The organism is Levilactobacillus yonginensis, assembly GCF_003946265.1.
In the GTDB taxonomy this organism is placed as follows: Bacteria; Bacillota; Bacilli; order Lactobacillales; family Lactobacillaceae; genus Levilactobacillus; species Levilactobacillus yonginensis.
On the sequence record NZ_RHNO01000006.1, the window covers coordinates 36075 to 52941 of the forward strand.

Sequence of the window (16867 nt, forward strand, 5' to 3'; positions counted from 1 at the left end):
AGGTAATTTAATCAGTTTAACCACCCTTGTTGATGGATGCCAGTTAAGATGCCAGCGCGTTGTTGCGGGTCTCGAGATAGTTCGGCGGCAATGTGGTGTGTAAAGGTTTCATCGCGCTGATGGGTTTCTCGCTGGTGGTAATAGTCAGTGACGAGTTGATCATAGCTTTGCAGAGCCTGGTCAGCGGGTGACAGAACGTGGTAACCGTTAGTGAAGTGCATCAGCTGTTGCGGCAGACGGGGTTTCTGTTCCGGTTGCTCGGCTGGATGGCCAATGGCAATTCCAAGAACGGGTAAGGTTAGCTCTGGTAAATCTAAGAGGGCAATCAGACGTGGGACGTCATTTAAAATACTGCCCATGATGGTACTGCCTAGACCCAGGCTTTCACCAGCGGTCACAATGGCTTCAGTTGCAATGGTGGCGTCGAAAATACCAGCAAGTAATTTATCCAGGCTATGCAGATTAGCTTGAGTAGTGTCGTCGTTGGGCGCTAGGCACTGGTTCCGGTACTGATCAGCGACCATCACGAAGTAGTGGCCCGCTTTTTCTAGCCAGGGGTGACCACTTATGTCGGCTAACACGGCCAACTTAGCTGGGTCGGTGACACTGATAATACTGTATTGTTGGGAGAACGTACTGGTGGCCGCATGTTGTGCGGCATTAATTAAAGTTGTGACTTCGGCTTCTGTGAATGGCTCAGACGCAAATTTACGAATGCTCCGGTGGTTTTGCAGGGTCGCTAGGGTTGGATTAGTCATGAGCAGCGACCTCCCGTAAGCGGGCTATGAGGGCGTCATAGACGCGGGTCTCATCACGGGGAACACCACGTAATTCATAGTTGGCAACAAACGGGACTGCGTATTTTTGGGCATAACGTTTAGCAGTCAGACAGTATTGTTCGTTGAAATTGCGGTTACCACTACCAACGACCCCTAGCAGTGTTTTAGCGTTATCCTGGTAATCAATGTATTCTCCCATGATATTGGTCATAAGTTCTTTGACGCCGTTATCAATACCATTACCGCCGTCCAGGTAGGTGGGAACGAAGCAAAAGTAAGGGGTTGTTTCGGATTTAAAATCGGTCATCTCATCAATCTCGGTTGCGTTGATTTCCGGAAGTTTAGGATCCGCCGCGTGTTGCTTAGCAGCGTATGCCGTGAGATTCTTGACGAAATTACGCGTGTTACCTTCGATAGATATAAATAAAATACGTAAAGGTTGCATAGTTTTCCCTCCGGTTTTCTGAGTTATTGGTTTTAGTGTACACGATTTTGAGTCGAAATGCTGGTGATAGGGGGGACTTGTCAAAGGAAAACCAATATGCTATCCTTTTGGTAATCTAAGAAAGAACGAGGTATTCAGCCGATGCGTAACTAATTAATCCACAAATGTTAGTCAACTTTCACCGCTAGACGGGTGGAGTGGGCTTGTATTTTGGGATTGATGGTTACGCCGGCTGAGTGGCTAAGAACATTCAGTGGGCGCCATTTCCAATTGGGAAGCGGCCACTTTTTTAGTACCATCAATCCCTGCTATTAAAGGGGGACGAACTTTTGACACAAATAAATTTAACGAATATTGAAAAGACAGTTGCTGGCACAACGTTGTTTACAGTCCAACGGTTGTCGGCTACAGATGGCGCCCGGGTTGGAATTATCGGGGCAAATGGTACGGGTAAGACGACCCTAGCCAAGATTATTGCGGGGGTTGATACGCAGTTTAGCGGTGAGCGACATGTTACGGCACCGGTGACGCTGGTCCCACAGATTGCACCAACAGCGGGGCAATCGGGCGGCCAAAGTATGTTGGCGCGGGTTCGGGTGGCTCTGTCGCAACGACCAGCGATTTTAATCTTAGACGAACCTTCTGCTAATCTGGACGATGAGCATCAGCGCTGGTTACAGGAGCAGTTATTACGGTTTAAGGGGATTCTAATTGTTATCTCGCATGACCGGTCACTCCTGACGGCAATCACCACGCAGATTTGGTCGTTAGAAGAACAGACGTATACACCATATAATGGCAACTTTGCAAAGTTCACCACGTATCGTGAACAGCGACGGGAGAATACGCTGTCGCAATATCACCACGAACAACGTGAGCAACGCGACTTACGTGAAGCGGTTCAGGCACGACACGAAAAGGCTGCGCGTATTCGCAAGGGCAGTCGGCATATGAGTGCTGGCGAACGTGCAAATTCCCAGTCAGTTCGGGAACAGAATGCCGGTAAAATGGAACGTGGTGCCCGGGCATTAAAGGATCGAGCCAACCGGCAGACGGTGACGGTTAAACCACATGAGACGGCACCGTTAAAATTAGTTGCCACCGATTTACCGCCAGTTCGCGGTAAGTTCCTAGTGACCGTCAATGAACTTGATTTACAGCGCGACGGGCGGACGCTCTTACAACGCGCAAGTTTACGGGTCGCACCTGGTGAACGGGTTGCTTTGGCCGGCCCAAACGGTAGTGGTAAATCAACGTTGATCGAAGCAATTTTAGCGCATCAGGCGAATACGCGATTGGCGCCTAGTGCCCGGGTGGGTTACTTTCATCAAGATATGACTGTGTTGCCACAGAAGCAAACGGTCTGGCAGTTTATGAGTCGGGCCACAGCGCTTGATGGGAATCGGACTCGGCAAATTATGGGGGCATTTGGGTTAACGGCAATCTTCTACGATCGGCTTATTGGTGAGCTGAGTGGGGGTGAACAGGTTAAGCTCCAACTACTGGCGATTTTAGTTAGCGCAAGTAACCTGTTGATTTTGGATGAACCAACTAATTATCTGGACTTACCTGCGTTGCAGGCGTTGGCAGAATACCTGGTTAATTATCCGGGCACCGTGATCTTTGTGGCGCATGACCAAGATTTTCGGCAACAGGTAGCCACGCGGACCTTGGTGTTCAAGAATCAAAAATTATTGGATCCCACCAAAACAGCCAAGGGGACCCCTGCTTCAGACTTACCGCGATTACAATTTGAATATGATCAATTGATGATGGCTCCTGAACTTGATACCCAACGCTTGCGAGAATTACGTGAGCAAATCGCGGCGTTAAAAGCGAAGTAAACTGAGAGTTTACTAAGAAAATACCGATGGAATCGCTTTCTATTAACTTTTTCTAAATTAACGCTTACGAAGACTTGTTTTTTCTGCTAAAGTAATCCATTGTGTTCGAAATGAAAGTGAGTGTGAAAACAAATGGATTCAGTACAAAGCAGCCATTCAAAAATGGCGGAAAAGGCTCGTGTACAAGTTGAGCACCCTATGCTTGCAATGATGGGGATGTTAATCGGGGGCTTTGTTGGGATGTTTTCAGAAACGTCCTTAAACATTGCGTTGCCACAATTAATGGTCCAACTGGGCGTTACGACAGCCACGATTCAGTGGTTAGTTACGGGTTACATGTTGATGGTCGGGGTTGTCTTGCCACTATCAAGTATTATTACAAAATGGTTTACCACACGACAGGTTATTCTGTTCGCGTTGATTGATTTCGCAGTTGGTGCCGTGATTTCGGCCACTGAGCCAGGATTTGGCGTTCTATTGTTTGGCCGGATGATCCAAGGGATTGCGACTGGACTGATTTTACCGTTGATGTTTACAGTTGCCATGCAAATTTTCCCACCATATAAGTTGGGTGCTGCTATGGGTGTGATTAGTCTGGTGATTATGTTTGCGCCAGCCGTTGGCCCAACCTTAGCTGGTATCGTTTTGGGAGTCGCTTCTTGGCGGTGGATTTTCTGGCTATTCGTACCTTTCTTAGTTATTGCCTTTATCTTCGCGGTAACATCCTTGACTAATATTGCCGAAGTTACGCGGCCTAAGGTGGATCTGTTATCGATCATCTTATCCACGATTGGCTTTGGGAGCTTGGTTATGGGGGTTAGCTTGGCCAGTGATCATGGTTGGGGGTCAGGTGCCGTCATTGGTTCCCTGGTCTTGGGCCTGGTTGTCTTAGCTTGGTATACGCATCGTCAGTTGAATACGGAAAAGCCAGTCTTAAATTTACGAGCTTTTGCTATTCCTGGTTTCCGGATGGGTGCCGTGTTAGTCATGATTAACTTTGGGATTATCTTATCTGCCATGTATCTGTTACCAATGGTTATCCAAAAGGGACTGTTGATTCCAGTGGCGTTAACCGGGATCATCATGTTCCCTGGTGGTATTGTGAATGCCCTTGTGTCAGCCGGTGCTGGTCGTTTGTATGACCGGGTCGGAGCCCAGAAGCCAGTTCGAATAGGCTTTATTATTTCGATGGTGGGGGCGTTAATGTTAGCCTTCACGTCGACCTCATCAGCCGTTTGGTATATTATTTTAGCCCACGTTGTCCTCATGATTGGGGTACCATTGGCAATGTCACCATCGCAAACTCATGGGTTAAACGCCTTAACGGACCCAATTGCCGCCGACGGGAGTGCCATCATGAATACGTTCCAACAGGTTGTTGGGGCGATTTCAACGGCGATTGCTACTAGCCTGTTAGGAATGGGTCAAGCAGCATACACTGCGACGAGCGGTGTGAACCACGCCGCTGGGGCTTTCGTAAATGGTGCCCACTATGGGTTCTACTTTACGTTTATCTTAGCGTTAGTTGGTTTCCTGTTAGCTTTACGTTTACCTAAAACTGAAAGTAAGTAGCAAAAAGACCGAGCAAGCGCGCTCGGCCTTTTTTGGGTATTAAGATGATTATAGCCAATTGCTTAAGGTGAAGACTAACGGAATGGTAGCAATGCAGAGAATGGTCGACAGACTCATCAGTGTCACGGCGGGAGTTGTGTCGCCGTGATCCTTCAAGGTAAAGAGCACAACATTACCCGCTACGGGACAGGCCGCCATGAGAACGGTCGTGTAGAGGGGAATGCCGGTTACGCCAAATCCGGTCAAAATCAGCAGGCAGACGACTGGGAAAATTAAGTTTCGCAGTAGGAGCGGCGTCCACAACCGAGCATCTAGCGTATGTCGATTGAGCTTAACCGCAGCTAGGCTATTGCCGATAACGATCATGGACAATGGCGTGTTGATCGAGCTGACGTAAGTGATGGTTTGGTTTAAGAGGCTTGGCAACTGCGTAGCACTCATAAAGATTAAGAGGCCAATAATAATGGCGATGATGTTGGGATTTAGGAGAATTTGGCGCCATTTGACGCGGGAATCTTGACCACTGTGGGGCGTAAAAAGAGCGATACCGTGAGTCCAACAAAAGACGTTAAACCCAGCTAGGGAGGCAACGGCGAAGAAAACGCCAGTGCTACCAAAGAGTGCGCTGGCCAGAGGAATGCCCATGAAACCGGCGTTTGAATAGACCGCCCCAAACTGCATGATGCGTTTTAAATTAGGATCTGAGACGCGTTTAAAGACGAGGTTCGTCACAAGGACCATGATGAAATAGGTGATGATAATTCCCAACATGACGATGCCTAGTGTCCGCAGCCGACTAGTAGAGAAGTGTTGCTCGAATGCATTAATAATTAAGCAAGGGGAAACAATGTATAGCAGAATGTTGGTTAAGTCGGTAGCGGTCTGGCCGTGCATGAACCCCAATTTGTTGGTGAGTAGACCAACGGCCATTAGAATAAACATTAAGATAATTTGATTTGCGAGCTGGGAAATATCCATAGGGTGTGCGTTGCTTCCTCTCAAAACTGATATGAAAATAACACTAGGTTTTATTATGTAATCAAGTTTTTGGCAATGTCAATGATGACACGCCTTTTCTCGCGTCCGTATAAGTAATACAATGAATAGTGAGAACCATCAAGGGCGTCATTTGCTGGTTTTCGGGGTAGGGGGTAGTAACGGATGCATTTAAATAAAAATTTTTACCGGTCAATGAACTTTTGGGGTGGAATTTCTGCTGAAATCTTGGGTTTTTGGGGTTTCTCGCCCTTAACGACCACGAGTATTTTGGATTTAGTTTTTTCACTCGCACTCATTGTCTTGGGAATTTACGAGTTGTTCTGTGGTTTAATCGTTGTTAGAATGGGCCAGGATGATTCTAAATAATAGCTGACTGGCGGGGGGCTAGTTAGTGATTAACAGCAGGAGGGACAGTATGACTTTCAATCGGCGATTTGTTCATTCATTGGATTTCTGGAGTGGCATCTTGATTATGTTTCTGATGATTTGGAACATTTTACCATTCCGAGTAGCCAGTGTTTTTTGGTGGGTATGTTTCCTACTATTTTTAGGTGGCGTGTTTTATTTTGTTAAGGGGTTAGTTAAGATTCGTCACTAGTTAGAACAGTCTACATAAGTTATTTGCGGCCAAATGGCCGTTTTTTTTTTTTACAAAAAAAGCACGACAACTAAGTCGCGCTTCGATAATGCTTATCTTCAGTTTTCTTTGTCTTCGTCAGGCGTTTCCGTCGTAATTTGTTTCTGTGGCGGATTGACCGTAACTTCTAACCAGTTGATAAAGGAATTTTCGTAGTCCAGAACCTTTAAGTCGAAGTTCTTCAATTGAATGACGTCATTGACCTTTACATCTGGGTAGTTATCAATGATAAACCCAGCCATCGTAACCGTATCAGAGGCCTCAAACCCTTTAATGTCTGTATTAAAGTAACGTTCGAAGTCATAGGTCGTCATCTTCCCATTTACTTGGAAGGTGCCGTTGGGTTGCTTGAAAATATATTGGTCGTTGGCATCGTCAATTTCATCACGGACGGTCCCAAACAGTTCTTCATAAATATCCTTATCCGTAATGATCCCGGAAGTTCCCCCATACTCGTCAACGACAACGACGATAGGGGTCCGCTTCTTGATCATTTGTTGTAAGACTTGGGTAATTGGGGTGGTTTCAGGCGTGGTTGAAATATCTCGAATCAACTTGTCTACACGAATGGAGGAATCCACTTGCGTCTGGCGAATTAAATCGTAGTTATAAACGTAGCCTAAAATCTTATCTTTATCATTGTCAGCAACCACAGGGAGTCGGCTGAACCGTTCCTGGAGGTACACCGTCAAGGCTTCCTTGACCGTCGACGTAATGTCGATAACCTCAAGCTGCGTCCGGTCGATCATGATGTCCTTGGCGACCTTGTCGTTTAACTCGAAGGCCCGTTGCATGTAGACTAAGTCGTTCTTTTCAAGCTCCCCACCTTCCACGGCACTCCGCGAGAGGTTCAAAATTTCAGCTTGGGAGAAGACTTCGTCACTTTCGTTAGCAACTTTGAGACCCATCAAGCGAACAACGCCGGAAGCACTGGAGTTGAGTAACCAGACGAATGGGTAGAATAGCACGTGGCAATAATGCAGGGGTGTGACCACTAACATTAAGACCTTCATTGGCATATCGATGGAAATGTTCTTGGGGACGATTTCGGTGAAGACCACTTCTAAGTAAGTCAGGAGTAAAACCCCGAAGATGACCGCGATAGTGTGAGCTGTCGCGCCATTTAGGTGGGCGGGCGCAATCCCGTCTAGTAAGAGGTCAACGAAGAACGTTTCCCCAATCCACCCTAAGATAATACCGGCAAGGGAAACCCCTACCTGAGTTGTTGATAAATATTCATTTAAATTGGTGACCATTTTCATGGCCCGATTAAGCTTGGTTGACGGCTTGTCGCTCTCGGCAATTTTTTCTTCAAGAGCGCTAGGCCGAGTCTGAACCAAAGCAAACTCGCAGGCAACAAAGAAAGCTGCAAAAAAGAAGGTAATTAAAATAATAATTAGATTCACAACTATCTGACCGCTATCCACACATCATTCCTCATTTCATTAGTTCTATCCCTTTATTATAGCGCGTCTCAGCACCATTTCACAGGGGGTGAATTGAAGCAAATTGTACCCTTTATAGGTTCGCTTAGCAACCGAACATCGCCAAAAAAGTCAAGATAGAATGGAATACTTAACGTTTGGCAAAAAAAGGACTAGACTTAAATTAGTAACATCAAAGGAGATTTTGATTATGGCAGATACACCAAAGGAAGAACAAGCAGAAACACCGAAGATCGACATTCCAGCTGAAGACGTGGAAAAGGCTTCGAAGTTGGTTCTGGATCCGGGGTATGTGACGAAAAAGGATCTACCAAAGATGGCAGATTTAGCCTGGGCAACCGCGCTATCTGATGCTGTAACTAAGCATTTCTTAAACGACGACGATGACCACGACCCTTACGTTTACTTCGAGCAATTTGATTTTGCTGGTGGGGACATTGATTCTATCATCTTTAACATGGATCTCGTCAAGACCCGTGAGGACGCTTTGCACGACTTAGCTGATGCATTGGGTGAAAAGATCGTTAGTCATGACGTTCAACAAACCACTTACTAAATTGGTGATAAAGGATTCAGTGGCTAACACTGAATCCTTTTTTGACAATGATCATTCAGAAAAAGTGCTATACTACAAACACTTGGCAGGGGCACGACCACTTGAGTATGACGGCCGTGTTTTTAGAAGGGTCTGAGACAAAAGTCTCAGGCCCTTTTTGTGCGCCGAACATAAATAGTCAAAATGTGCGCCAAAAGGCGGTCAACTTCGTCTATCGACGCTAATGCTCATTGACTAACCGCCCTTTGGCGCACGCTCTTTTTTATCTCTAAGCTTAATTTGCTAATTTTGGCGTGAAGCTAAGTATAGCATGGATGAGTAGCTGATGGGCCTTTCAGAGAAGTTTTTTAGTTTACCCGATTAGTAGCTTATTTGTCTGCGAATTGATGGGCTTAGAATGTGGCTAACTCGTACGTTCAAAGTAGAAACTTAGTAGCGAACGCGCAGGCAAATTGGTAAGCTAAAAGAAAAATGACTTTTAGGGGAGATTTAGGTGATACGGATGAGAAGAATTGTTCAGGGGTTGCTGTTACTGGTTTTAGTCAGTGGTCTAGCTGGATGTACCGCTACACCAGGCTATCAAGCACAGCACACGATTCAGACGGGAAAATTACGGGCGACGACGTTTTCTTTGGTGGCCAGTGCGGAGAATTCGACGACCAACTACCGCCAACAGTATGGTTACATTGAAGACATTGGGGACGGCCGTGGCTATACGGCGGGCATTATTGGTTTTACCAGCGCAACGGGGGACTTACGTCAGGTTGTTCAACGGTATGTCCGGCTAAAATCCTATCACAACGGGTTACGGCGCTATTTGCCAGCACTACGCAGGATTAACGGATCGGCATCACACGCGGGATTAGGTTCAGGTTTTGTTAAGGCTTGGCAGCAAGCTGCCAAGGACCCGCAGATGATGCGCGCGCAGGACACCATCCTGAACCGCCAGTACTTAAGGCCGGTTCTGAAGGCTGCCAAACAGGATAATCTGAGTCCGTTGGGTCAATATATCTATTATGATGCCGTTGTCGTTCATGGACCCGGTGAAGATAGTCAGAGCTTCGGTGGTATTCGCCGCCAGGCTAAGCGACTTGCTAAAACACCCCGACAAGGTGGGAATCAGGCGGACTACCTGCGGGCATTCTTGCAAACACGGGCTAAGGTAATGAAACGGGAACGGGCACATAAAGATTTATCACGGTTGAATGTACAGCGTCATTTCATTAAGGCTAAAAATTATCAGCTTAAGCGGCCGCTCAGTTGGCGGATGTACGGGGATGCCTACCGGTTGAAGTGAGCCTGAGACAACATGTTAGTGGCAGATGAAATCTGACCTGGTGCAATCATGTTTGATTTCATTAACCATCTTTGACCTTAGAAGATAATATTGATGTTTCTTTCTTACAAGTATAAGAAGCTTCCACTAGAAACACTTATTTATCAATGGTTATACTCTTACAATTAGCACTATGACTAGGCGAGTGCTAATTACTTGCATTGCTGACCAACACTGACTATTATAGATAATGTAATCAAGCAAAGCAGAAAGGGGTTATTGATTATGACTAACGATGTTATGAACCGGAACTATGATTTCTTTGATCCAATGAATTTCTTCAATGAAGTGGGCAACTTGGGTCGCGACATGTTTAATGGTGAAGATGCCATGAAGACCGACGTCGTTGAACACGCTAAGAATTACGTTGTAACTGCCGAGATGCCAGGATTCAAGAAGGATGACATTCACGTTGACTATCGTGACGAAACGTTGCGGATTGCTGGTAAGTCGGAAGTTAAGCAAGCGACTAAGGATGACGATGGTCGAGTCTTGCGGCAAGAACGTCACAGTCAAAACGTGGCCCGTTCCTTCTATCTGCCAGACATTGATCTCGAGAATGTTCAAGCTAACTACAATGAAGGTATCTTGACACTAACGCTGCCTAAGCAGACGAAGGTCGAAGATAACCATAAAATCAGTATCGACTAATTAAGGGTTATATCCGGAAGCGAGTGAGACAGAAGGCGTTTAGCTAGCGTTAACGTTCGTCGTTGATTGTAGCTAGTTGTCTTCTGGCACACGTTTCAGCAAGATAGAATCCGTAAAAAATAAGGGTCCAGGACAAAAGTCCTGGACCCTTATTTTTTACGGATTAGTATTGCTTACCCGTTTCGTAAACAATTTCCGGTTCGTTCCCGGTCCGTTGGTTTTTATTCAGTAGATCAATCATTGTCATTTCATCTTCGGCGAGCGTGAAATCAAATACTTGGGCGTTTTCTTGAATTCGTTCAGCGTGTTGTGACTTCGGAATTGGCAAAATGCCGTGCTGCAGTTCCCACCGTAAAATAATTTGAGCTACCGATTTTTGATGGTGTTGGGCCATCTTGGCAATCATTGGGTCCCCAAGAACAGCTCGTCGGCCCAATGGACTCCAGGCCTCGGTAACAATATTTTGTTCCTTATCATAGGCCAGCAAGCCCTGTTGGTTTAAGTAGGGGTGGAACTCAACCTGGTTCACAACAGGCATTTCCTTGGCCTGCGTTGCCAGTAATTCCAAGTGGGCCACGGTGTAGTTGGAGACCCCGATGGATTTGACCTGGCCGTTGGCTTTTAATTGTTCGAGTGCCTTCCAAGTTTCAAAGAAGTGTTCACGAACGGGCCAATGAATCAGCAGTAGGTCTAAGTAATCAGTCTGTAGGCGCTTTAGTGAGCCTTCTACGGCCTTCATAGTCCGGTCGTAACCTTGGACAGCTTCGGCGACCTTACTGGTTAAGAAGAGCGCTTCACGGGGCAAACCGAGTTGATGCAAAGCTGGTCCCAGAATGTCTTCATTACGATAAAGCATTGCGGTATCGAAGAGTCGGTAGCCAGCGTCCCACGCGGTTTGAATTGTGTTGTTCATTGTTTCTTGGTCGCTAATTAAGTAAGTGCCGAAACCCATTGCGGGCATCTTCTTACCATCAGCGAGGGTGATGGTATCTGAAATACTGGTAAGTGCCATTGTCATTCTCCTTCACGTCAGTCGATAAGTACTATCTTAGGCTAAAACAACGAAAATGACAACGCTTACCGTGGCCGTTTAAACTGGTCGTATAGGTTGATACTAGCCTCAATCAACATCCCAGCCGTCATTAACCACATAGCCAGCATATCTTGATGGGCGAGCATACAACCTAGTAGCACAATGTAGAGGATAAATAAGATAATCGCCGATGATTTATGATTCATAGTAATTCCTCCCTTGGATGATTAAACACCATCTTCATTATAGTCATTTATCTGAGTAGTTGCGATTCGGTAAAGGATTCGAAAAAGCTGAATGAATTTTGGGTGTCAGGGGGTCTTTATCTAGTACAATGGGGTAAAGAACCGGTGAAGGAGGCTTGGTGTGATGACGGCACATGAGCGTTACTTACCACCACTGGACTGTGGATTGACCGCAGAGAAAGTGAGTGATCGGGTGGCGGCGGGCCAGAAGAATGATCCGCTACCACCGTTGACCCGAAGTGTAAAACAAATATTTCGGGATAATTTATTAACTCTATTCAACTTAATCAATATTATCTTGGGTGCCCTGGTATTTTTAACCGGGAGCTATAAAAATTTACTCTTTCTAGGCGTAGTCGTGGTCAATACGGGTATCGGTATTTTTCAAGAAATCCGGTCTAAACGTCAAGTAGACAAGCTTGCCCTTCTGTCAGAGGGGACGATTGACGTGCTCCGTGATGGACAGCTGACGGCGCACCATCAAGACGATATCGTGTTGGATGATATCTTGTCGTTGGGGCGCGGGGATCAGTTACCCGTCGATGGCCTGATTCGTGACACCGCTGGTTTGGAGGTCGACGAATCCCAGATTACTGGTGAGTCAACGCCCATTGAGAAGCATACCGGGGACACACTGGTCTCCGGTAGCGTCATCTTAGGCGGTCGAGCCATGGTCCAGGCAACGATGGTGGGTAGCGGGAGTTTTGTGAAACAACTGGCCCACTCTGCTAAGCAGAAACGCCGGAATGCCAGCGAATTACTGACGATCATTAATCGGATTATTAAAATTTTGACCTTCGCCATTGTGCCACTGGGAGCCGCGCTTTTTATCTCGTCCATGATGCGGGGCCAAAGCCAAAACCGGGCCATTCTGGGAACTGTTGCCTCAATGGTGGGAATGATTCCAGAAGGTTTGGTCCTATTGACCTCCGTAGCGCTGGCAGCAGGTGCCTTTACTTTAGGTCGGCGTAACGTTTTGGTACGAGAATTGCCAGCCATTGAGGCGTTGGCACGAGTTGACGTCCTGTGTTTGGATAAGACCGGGACCATTACTAACGGCCAACTTCAGTTGGATCGTGTAGAGCCGATTGGTACGACACCAGTTGCCAAGCTGGAAACGATTTTAGCCCAGCTGGTGGCGGCTACGGGGGATGATAATGAGACGGCTCAGGCCGTTCAAAACGCCTTAGGTACGCCATCAGTTGCCGCTCAAAACGTGTTGCCGTTCTCCTCTGGTAGAAAGTGGAGTGGGGCCGAATTGGCTGACCATGCGTACATCATGGGGGCGCCAGAATTCATTTTTGAGACGGTACCTGCCAACGTGAAGCAGCGGATTGCGTCCTTGGCAAAGCAGGGTTACCGGGTGCTCCTGTTAGCTCAGGCCGACCGGTTGACCACGCCCAAACCGACGAATCCCCAAGCGCTGGGGCTGATTCTGATTACGGATGAGTTGCGACCGCGGGCTAAAGATACGTTTAGCTTCTTTGCCAATCAGGACGTTGCCTTGAAGGTCATCTCGGGAGACAATCCTGTGACGGTCGCCAGCATCGCTGAACGGGCTGAGATTGCTGGGGCCCAGCAATTGATCGACATGAGTACGGTGGGTACCGCGCCCGACTACGTGCAATTGGTACAGGACTATAACGTCTTTGGCCGGGTGACGCCACAGCAAAAGGAACAGTTGATCAAGGCTTATCAAACAGCGGGACATACGGTCGCCATGACTGGTGATGGGGTCAATGACTTACTGGCGCTACGTCAAGCCGACTGTAGTATTGCGATGGCTTCAGGGAGTGAAGCGACCAAGAGTCTGGCTGATTTTGTCCTGGTTGACTCGAACTTTGATGCGATGATCAACGTTTTAAATGAAGGTCGGCGGGTTATCAATAACATTGAGCGGGTCGCTTCGTTATTTTTGATTAAAACGATGTATTCCGTGGCGTTGACCCTGATCTTTATCTTCATGAATCACAGTTACCCGTTTGAACCAATTCAATTGACGCCCATCTCATCGTTGATGGTGGGGATTCCGACGTTCTTCCTGGCCTTACAACCAAACTATGCGCGGATTGCGGGGCGCTTTATGAAGCAGGTCATGGAAATTGCAGCGCCCGCGGCGGTCTGTGTCATTGGTTATATTCTGGTGATCATGGCACTTGGAACGCAGTTTAAACTATCCTTCGCCACGACCTCCACGTTGAGCGTGTTGTTGACGGGGATGATCAGTCTTAACGCCTTACTGATGGTGGCTCGGCCACTAAACCGGTTTAAAATCGGGCTGGTCGCGTTGATGGCGGGACTATTTGCCATCGTCTTCCTCTTCTTTGGTCCAATCTTTTCACTGGTTAATTTGCTCAACTGGCGCTTAGCCTTAATCTACTTGCCACTGATGGTCAGCGTGTTTCCCGTGTTCATCGTCGTTCAAGACGTGCTGGGACATCGAATTCTCAGTCGAATACGTTGGCGCTAGGATAAATTGTCGTTTCTAGTCTTTATCTAGTCATTGAGACTAGATACTATGTTATAATCGAGACTAGATACGGAAGGGCAGGGAAGAAACATGGCTGATTTTAATCAATATACACGGTGGGAACACCAGATGCACGGTGTGAAGTTACCACGCTGGGATGATTTACCCAAGTTTGATCTCTACATGGATCAGGTGACGGCACTGGTCAACGATGCTTTAGGACCGTTGGGCATTGATATGGTGACGCCGGCAATGATTAACAATTACGTGAAACACAATGTGATTTTGGCGCCAGTGAAGAAGAAGTACCAAACCATGCAGCTGACGGATATTTTGATGATCAGCCTGTTAAAGCCCATGTTCCAAACGGATACGGTTCGGACTGGTATTGACCAGATTACGGCTGGGGACTATCCCAAGCAGGCTTATGACAACTTCATTGAGCAGTTAGAGAATCGCTTGCACCACTTAGGTGAGGACCAGATTCAGCCAGCCACTAAGAACTTAAATGAAAAATTGATGCAGGTCGCAGTGGATGCTGTGGTCGCACGGTTGCAGTCTGAAAAGCTGTTAAAGCTGATCAAACGCCCACTACGTAAAATCGAAAAGAAATAGCGAAATCAAAAGGCTCGGACATTTTGTCCGAGCCTTTTCTATGCGATATATATATCCGCCTTACCGGCCACAGCAGATGGGCTGGAACCGTGTCGACGGTTGGCAGGGCGGGGCCTGCTGTGTCGACGGTGTTAGCCGATTTTCGGCTTACAGCGTGGGACGTGTTTGAAGACTGGTGAGGTTGGTTTCCAGGCTTCAAACCGAGCCGAAGGACCGCTTTTCAGGCCGCAGGTGTTCCCCACAGCAGGCGGAATCTCTGACCGCCGCAGGTGGCTGGTGAGGCTAATTTTAAGTCTATAACGCCTTATTATTCTCGGTTTGATACCGGTTTTCTAACTTTCAACCTTTAGCTGAAACACCTAAAATTCACCTACACCGTTACTGCGTCTGCGTCTCTAATGATAAATCATTCATGAACGTCAGTAGGAGGTTCGCGTAACTTGGGTGGTCCGTGTTGTCCTTGATTTCCTGTTGAATCAGGCTGAGATTGTTGGTAATGACGCCATTAGCGCCCATGAACATCATCTGGTCCATCGTGGTAACGTCGTCGATATCCCAGGCGTAGACCTTCTTGTGCTCTCGGTTGGCCTGGTCAATGAAGGTATCGTTTAAAGTAGTGGCCTCCATGGTGTAAGCGTTGGCCCGAGTGTGTGGGAAGGTTAAGTTGTACGGCAGAATGTAGCTGACGAAAAGCTGTGGGTGCGCCTTCTTCAACCGATTCATGATGCCATAGCTCAGTGTGTGAACCTGCTCATGATGGGCCATGATCCGTGTACCAAATTGCCGGTAGAAACGGTCTGGTAAGTCCTTGGTGTCACCAGAACTGGTTTTGATTTCGATCAGTAGTTTCTGATGATGTTGAATGGCGGTGTTCAGGTAGTGGTCAAAGCTGGGAATCTTGGCCTGATAACCGTTTTCAGTGACGGTGACCTTGGTCAGTTGAGCTAACGTCATTTTAGAGACTGACCGTTTCAAGTTGGCTAGGTTTTTCAGGTTGGCGTCGTGCATGACCACAAATTGATGATCCTTGGTCTCACGAACGTCCATTTCCACGTAGTCTGGTTTTTCTTTGCTCGTCTTAACCATAGCTGGAATCGTGTTTTGGACACCGTTGCCGTGGTCCACGCCCCGGTGGGCAATCGTGAGTGGTTTACTCATGGCTAAGCCATTTAAATAAATCAGGTTGAAGGCAACCATGAGGGCACTGATGATGGTTAGACCGCTGATGATCAGGAGGCGAGTCCGTAACTTGGTCTTTGCTGGTTCCCGAAAACTAAAGAGGGAGAGTGGCGTCCGCCGGTGTGCGTCGTGACTGCTCAGGATAACCATCATAAAGAGGATGGTCGAGTAGCACACGATGAATTCTGTGATAACTTCCATTAAGAAGAGATTGAGCGTGGCAATTGCCAGCGCAATGCCGGTTTTATCGAAGATCAGCTGGCCCAGATAGATAGCGGCGTAGATGATGGCCACGGCAATGCTGACCATAATCAAGGTCAGCACAATCTTACTGAGGTAGTTCCAAAATTCGCCACGGGTTCGCTGCCAGCTAAGGCGGATGGCTTCCCGGCTGTGGTAATGGTCGATCATCATCAGCGGGAGTACCGCAATCAGGCGAATACCCAGGTAGGCAGCTACCACGTAAAATAGACCCAGTAGTACGGCCCACAGAGGGTTGTCCATGAGATAGCTGACGATGAACGAAGGAATTTTAGCTTTATTGAGTAGGGGCGTGGTAAATAATTCGCTCCCAAACGGCATGATCACGATAAAGTAGCCGATAAAGAACAGGAAAGTACTGGGGGAAGCCCCCGCAATGCTCCGGATCGTTTCATTCAAAACGGCTCTAGAAGAATCTGGGCGACCATTGCGAATGTTGGTGATTCCCAGTAAAAGGTAGGCAAATTGCCAATAGATCAGGGTGATAATTGCTAGGAGAATCAGTAACAGACCAGCAATGGCCAGTGGATGTTGGAGCGTGATGGCCCCGATGTTGGTATAGGAAACGTAAGGAACGCGTTGCCATTTCATAAGTGCCGCGGTCAGCCAAGTGAACGCGGGAACTGCTAAGTAGCTAATGACTAAGTTGGTTACGAAGACCAGGGTCACGTAACTGCCCCAGTGTTGGAAAAAGTGGTGGGTTGCTTCCCGCCAGAACCGCCAAGCTTGCACAGTTCTCAGCTCCTCTCAAATGGGCCCCGGTGAAGTTCTAGCGTAGAAGACTTACTAGGTGGAGACCG

General features: G+C 47.4%; 16 protein-coding genes. 9 read left to right on the forward strand and 7 right to left on the reverse strand.

What is annotated here, in order from left to right:
- Positions 1–11 precede the first annotated feature (11 nt).
- Entirely contained in the window at positions 12–758 is a 747-nt protein-coding gene (locus tag EKM87_RS04670) for a nitroreductase family protein (RefSeq protein WP_125682358.1), read from the reverse strand.
- Positions 751–1224 (reverse strand): class Ib ribonucleoside-diphosphate reductase assembly flavoprotein NrdI, encoded by a 474-nt coding sequence (gene nrdI, locus EKM87_RS04675; protein WP_125682360.1) that lies wholly within the window; start codon positions 1222–1224, stop codon positions 751–753. Before nrdI ends, EKM87_RS04670 begins: the two co-directional genes overlap by 8 nt.
- Before the next feature lie 329 nt (positions 1225–1553).
- On the opposite strand from nrdI, the gene EKM87_RS04680 reads away from it, so the two are divergent.
- Together EKM87_RS04680 and EKM87_RS04685 are read left to right on the forward strand one after the other, a co-directional pair.
- Entirely contained in the window at positions 1554–3068 is a 1515-nt protein-coding gene (locus EKM87_RS04680) for an ABC-F family ATP-binding cassette domain-containing protein (RefSeq protein WP_125682362.1), read from the forward strand.
- 132 nt (positions 3069–3200) lie between these two features.
- Entirely contained in the window at positions 3201–4640 is a 1440-nt protein-coding gene (locus EKM87_RS04685) for a DHA2 family efflux MFS transporter permease subunit (protein WP_125682365.1), read from the forward strand.
- 48 nt (positions 4641–4688) lie between these two features.
- On the opposite strand, the gene EKM87_RS04690 is transcribed toward EKM87_RS04685, so the two are convergent.
- Complete coding sequence (locus tag EKM87_RS04690) at positions 4689–5618, reverse strand: AEC family transporter (protein WP_125682367.1); 930 nt, start codon at positions 5616–5618, stop codon at positions 4689–4691.
- A 183-nt stretch (positions 5619–5801) separates the two neighbouring features.
- Between EKM87_RS04690 and EKM87_RS04695 the strand changes: the two genes are divergently transcribed.
- Both EKM87_RS04695 and EKM87_RS04700 read left to right on the forward strand, forming a co-directional pair.
- The gene (locus tag EKM87_RS04695) at positions 5802–6005 is read left to right on the forward strand and encodes a hypothetical protein (RefSeq protein ID WP_125682369.1); all 204 of its coding nucleotides are present in this window, start codon (positions 5802–5804) and stop codon (positions 6003–6005) included.
- A gap of 49 nt (positions 6006–6054) precedes the next feature.
- Positions 6055–6237, forward strand: coding sequence for a hypothetical protein (locus EKM87_RS04700; protein ID WP_125682371.1), 183 nt, complete (start codon positions 6055–6057; stop codon positions 6235–6237).
- Between the two features lie 98 nt (positions 6238–6335).
- Here the strand turns inward: EKM87_RS04700 and EKM87_RS04705 are convergent, their stop codons facing one another.
- A complete protein-coding gene (locus tag EKM87_RS04705; RefSeq protein WP_125682373.1) occupies positions 6336–7703 on the reverse strand; it encodes a hemolysin family protein in 1368 nt (455 codons plus the stop codon).
- Positions 7704–7911: 208 nt separating this feature from the next.
- Here EKM87_RS04705 and EKM87_RS04710 point away from each other — a divergent pair, with 208 nt between their 5' ends.
- The 3 genes from EKM87_RS04710 (at position 7912) to EKM87_RS04720 (ending at position 10264) form a co-directional block, all read left to right on the forward strand.
- Positions 7912–8277, forward strand: coding sequence for a hypothetical protein (locus EKM87_RS04710; protein ID WP_125682376.1), 366 nt, complete (start codon positions 7912–7914; stop codon positions 8275–8277).
- Positions 8278–8779: 502 nt separating this feature from the next.
- A complete protein-coding gene (locus tag EKM87_RS04715; RefSeq protein ID WP_125682378.1) occupies positions 8780–9574 on the forward strand; it encodes a chitosanase in 795 nt (264 codons plus the stop codon).
- A gap of 264 nt (positions 9575–9838) precedes the next feature.
- The gene (locus EKM87_RS04720) at positions 9839–10264 is read left to right on the forward strand and encodes an Hsp20/alpha crystallin family protein (protein WP_125682380.1); all 426 of its coding nucleotides are present in this window, start codon (positions 9839–9841) and stop codon (positions 10262–10264) included.
- A gap of 163 nt (positions 10265–10427) precedes the next feature.
- Here EKM87_RS04720 and EKM87_RS04725 read toward each other — a convergent pair whose 3' ends face one another.
- Complete coding sequence (locus tag EKM87_RS04725) at positions 10428–11276, reverse strand: aldo/keto reductase (RefSeq protein WP_125682382.1); 849 nt, start codon at positions 11274–11276, stop codon at positions 10428–10430.
- Between the two features lie 65 nt (positions 11277–11341).
- Positions 11342–11503, reverse strand: coding sequence for a hypothetical protein (locus EKM87_RS12380; RefSeq protein WP_164506432.1), 162 nt, complete (start codon positions 11501–11503; stop codon positions 11342–11344).
- Between the two features lie 163 nt (positions 11504–11666).
- Here EKM87_RS12380 and EKM87_RS04730 point away from each other — a divergent pair, with 163 nt between their 5' ends.
- Together EKM87_RS04730 and EKM87_RS04735 are read left to right on the forward strand one after the other, a co-directional pair.
- Complete coding sequence (locus tag EKM87_RS04730) at positions 11667–14012, forward strand: cation-translocating P-type ATPase (RefSeq protein ID WP_125682384.1); 2346 nt, start codon at positions 11667–11669, stop codon at positions 14010–14012.
- A gap of 90 nt (positions 14013–14102) precedes the next feature.
- Positions 14103–14627 carry a DUF1836 domain-containing protein gene (locus EKM87_RS04735; protein WP_125682386.1) on the forward strand — a complete coding sequence of 175 codons (525 nt, stop codon included), beginning with the start codon at positions 14103–14105 and terminating at the stop codon, positions 14625–14627.
- Between the two features lie 378 nt (positions 14628–15005).
- On the opposite strand, the gene EKM87_RS04740 is transcribed toward EKM87_RS04735, so the two are convergent.
- On the reverse strand, positions 15006–16799 hold the full coding sequence (locus tag EKM87_RS04740) for a glycerophosphoryl diester phosphodiesterase membrane domain-containing protein (RefSeq protein ID WP_125682389.1): 1794 nt from the start codon (positions 16797–16799) through the stop codon (positions 15006–15008).
- Between the last annotated feature and the right edge of the window lie 68 nt (positions 16800–16867).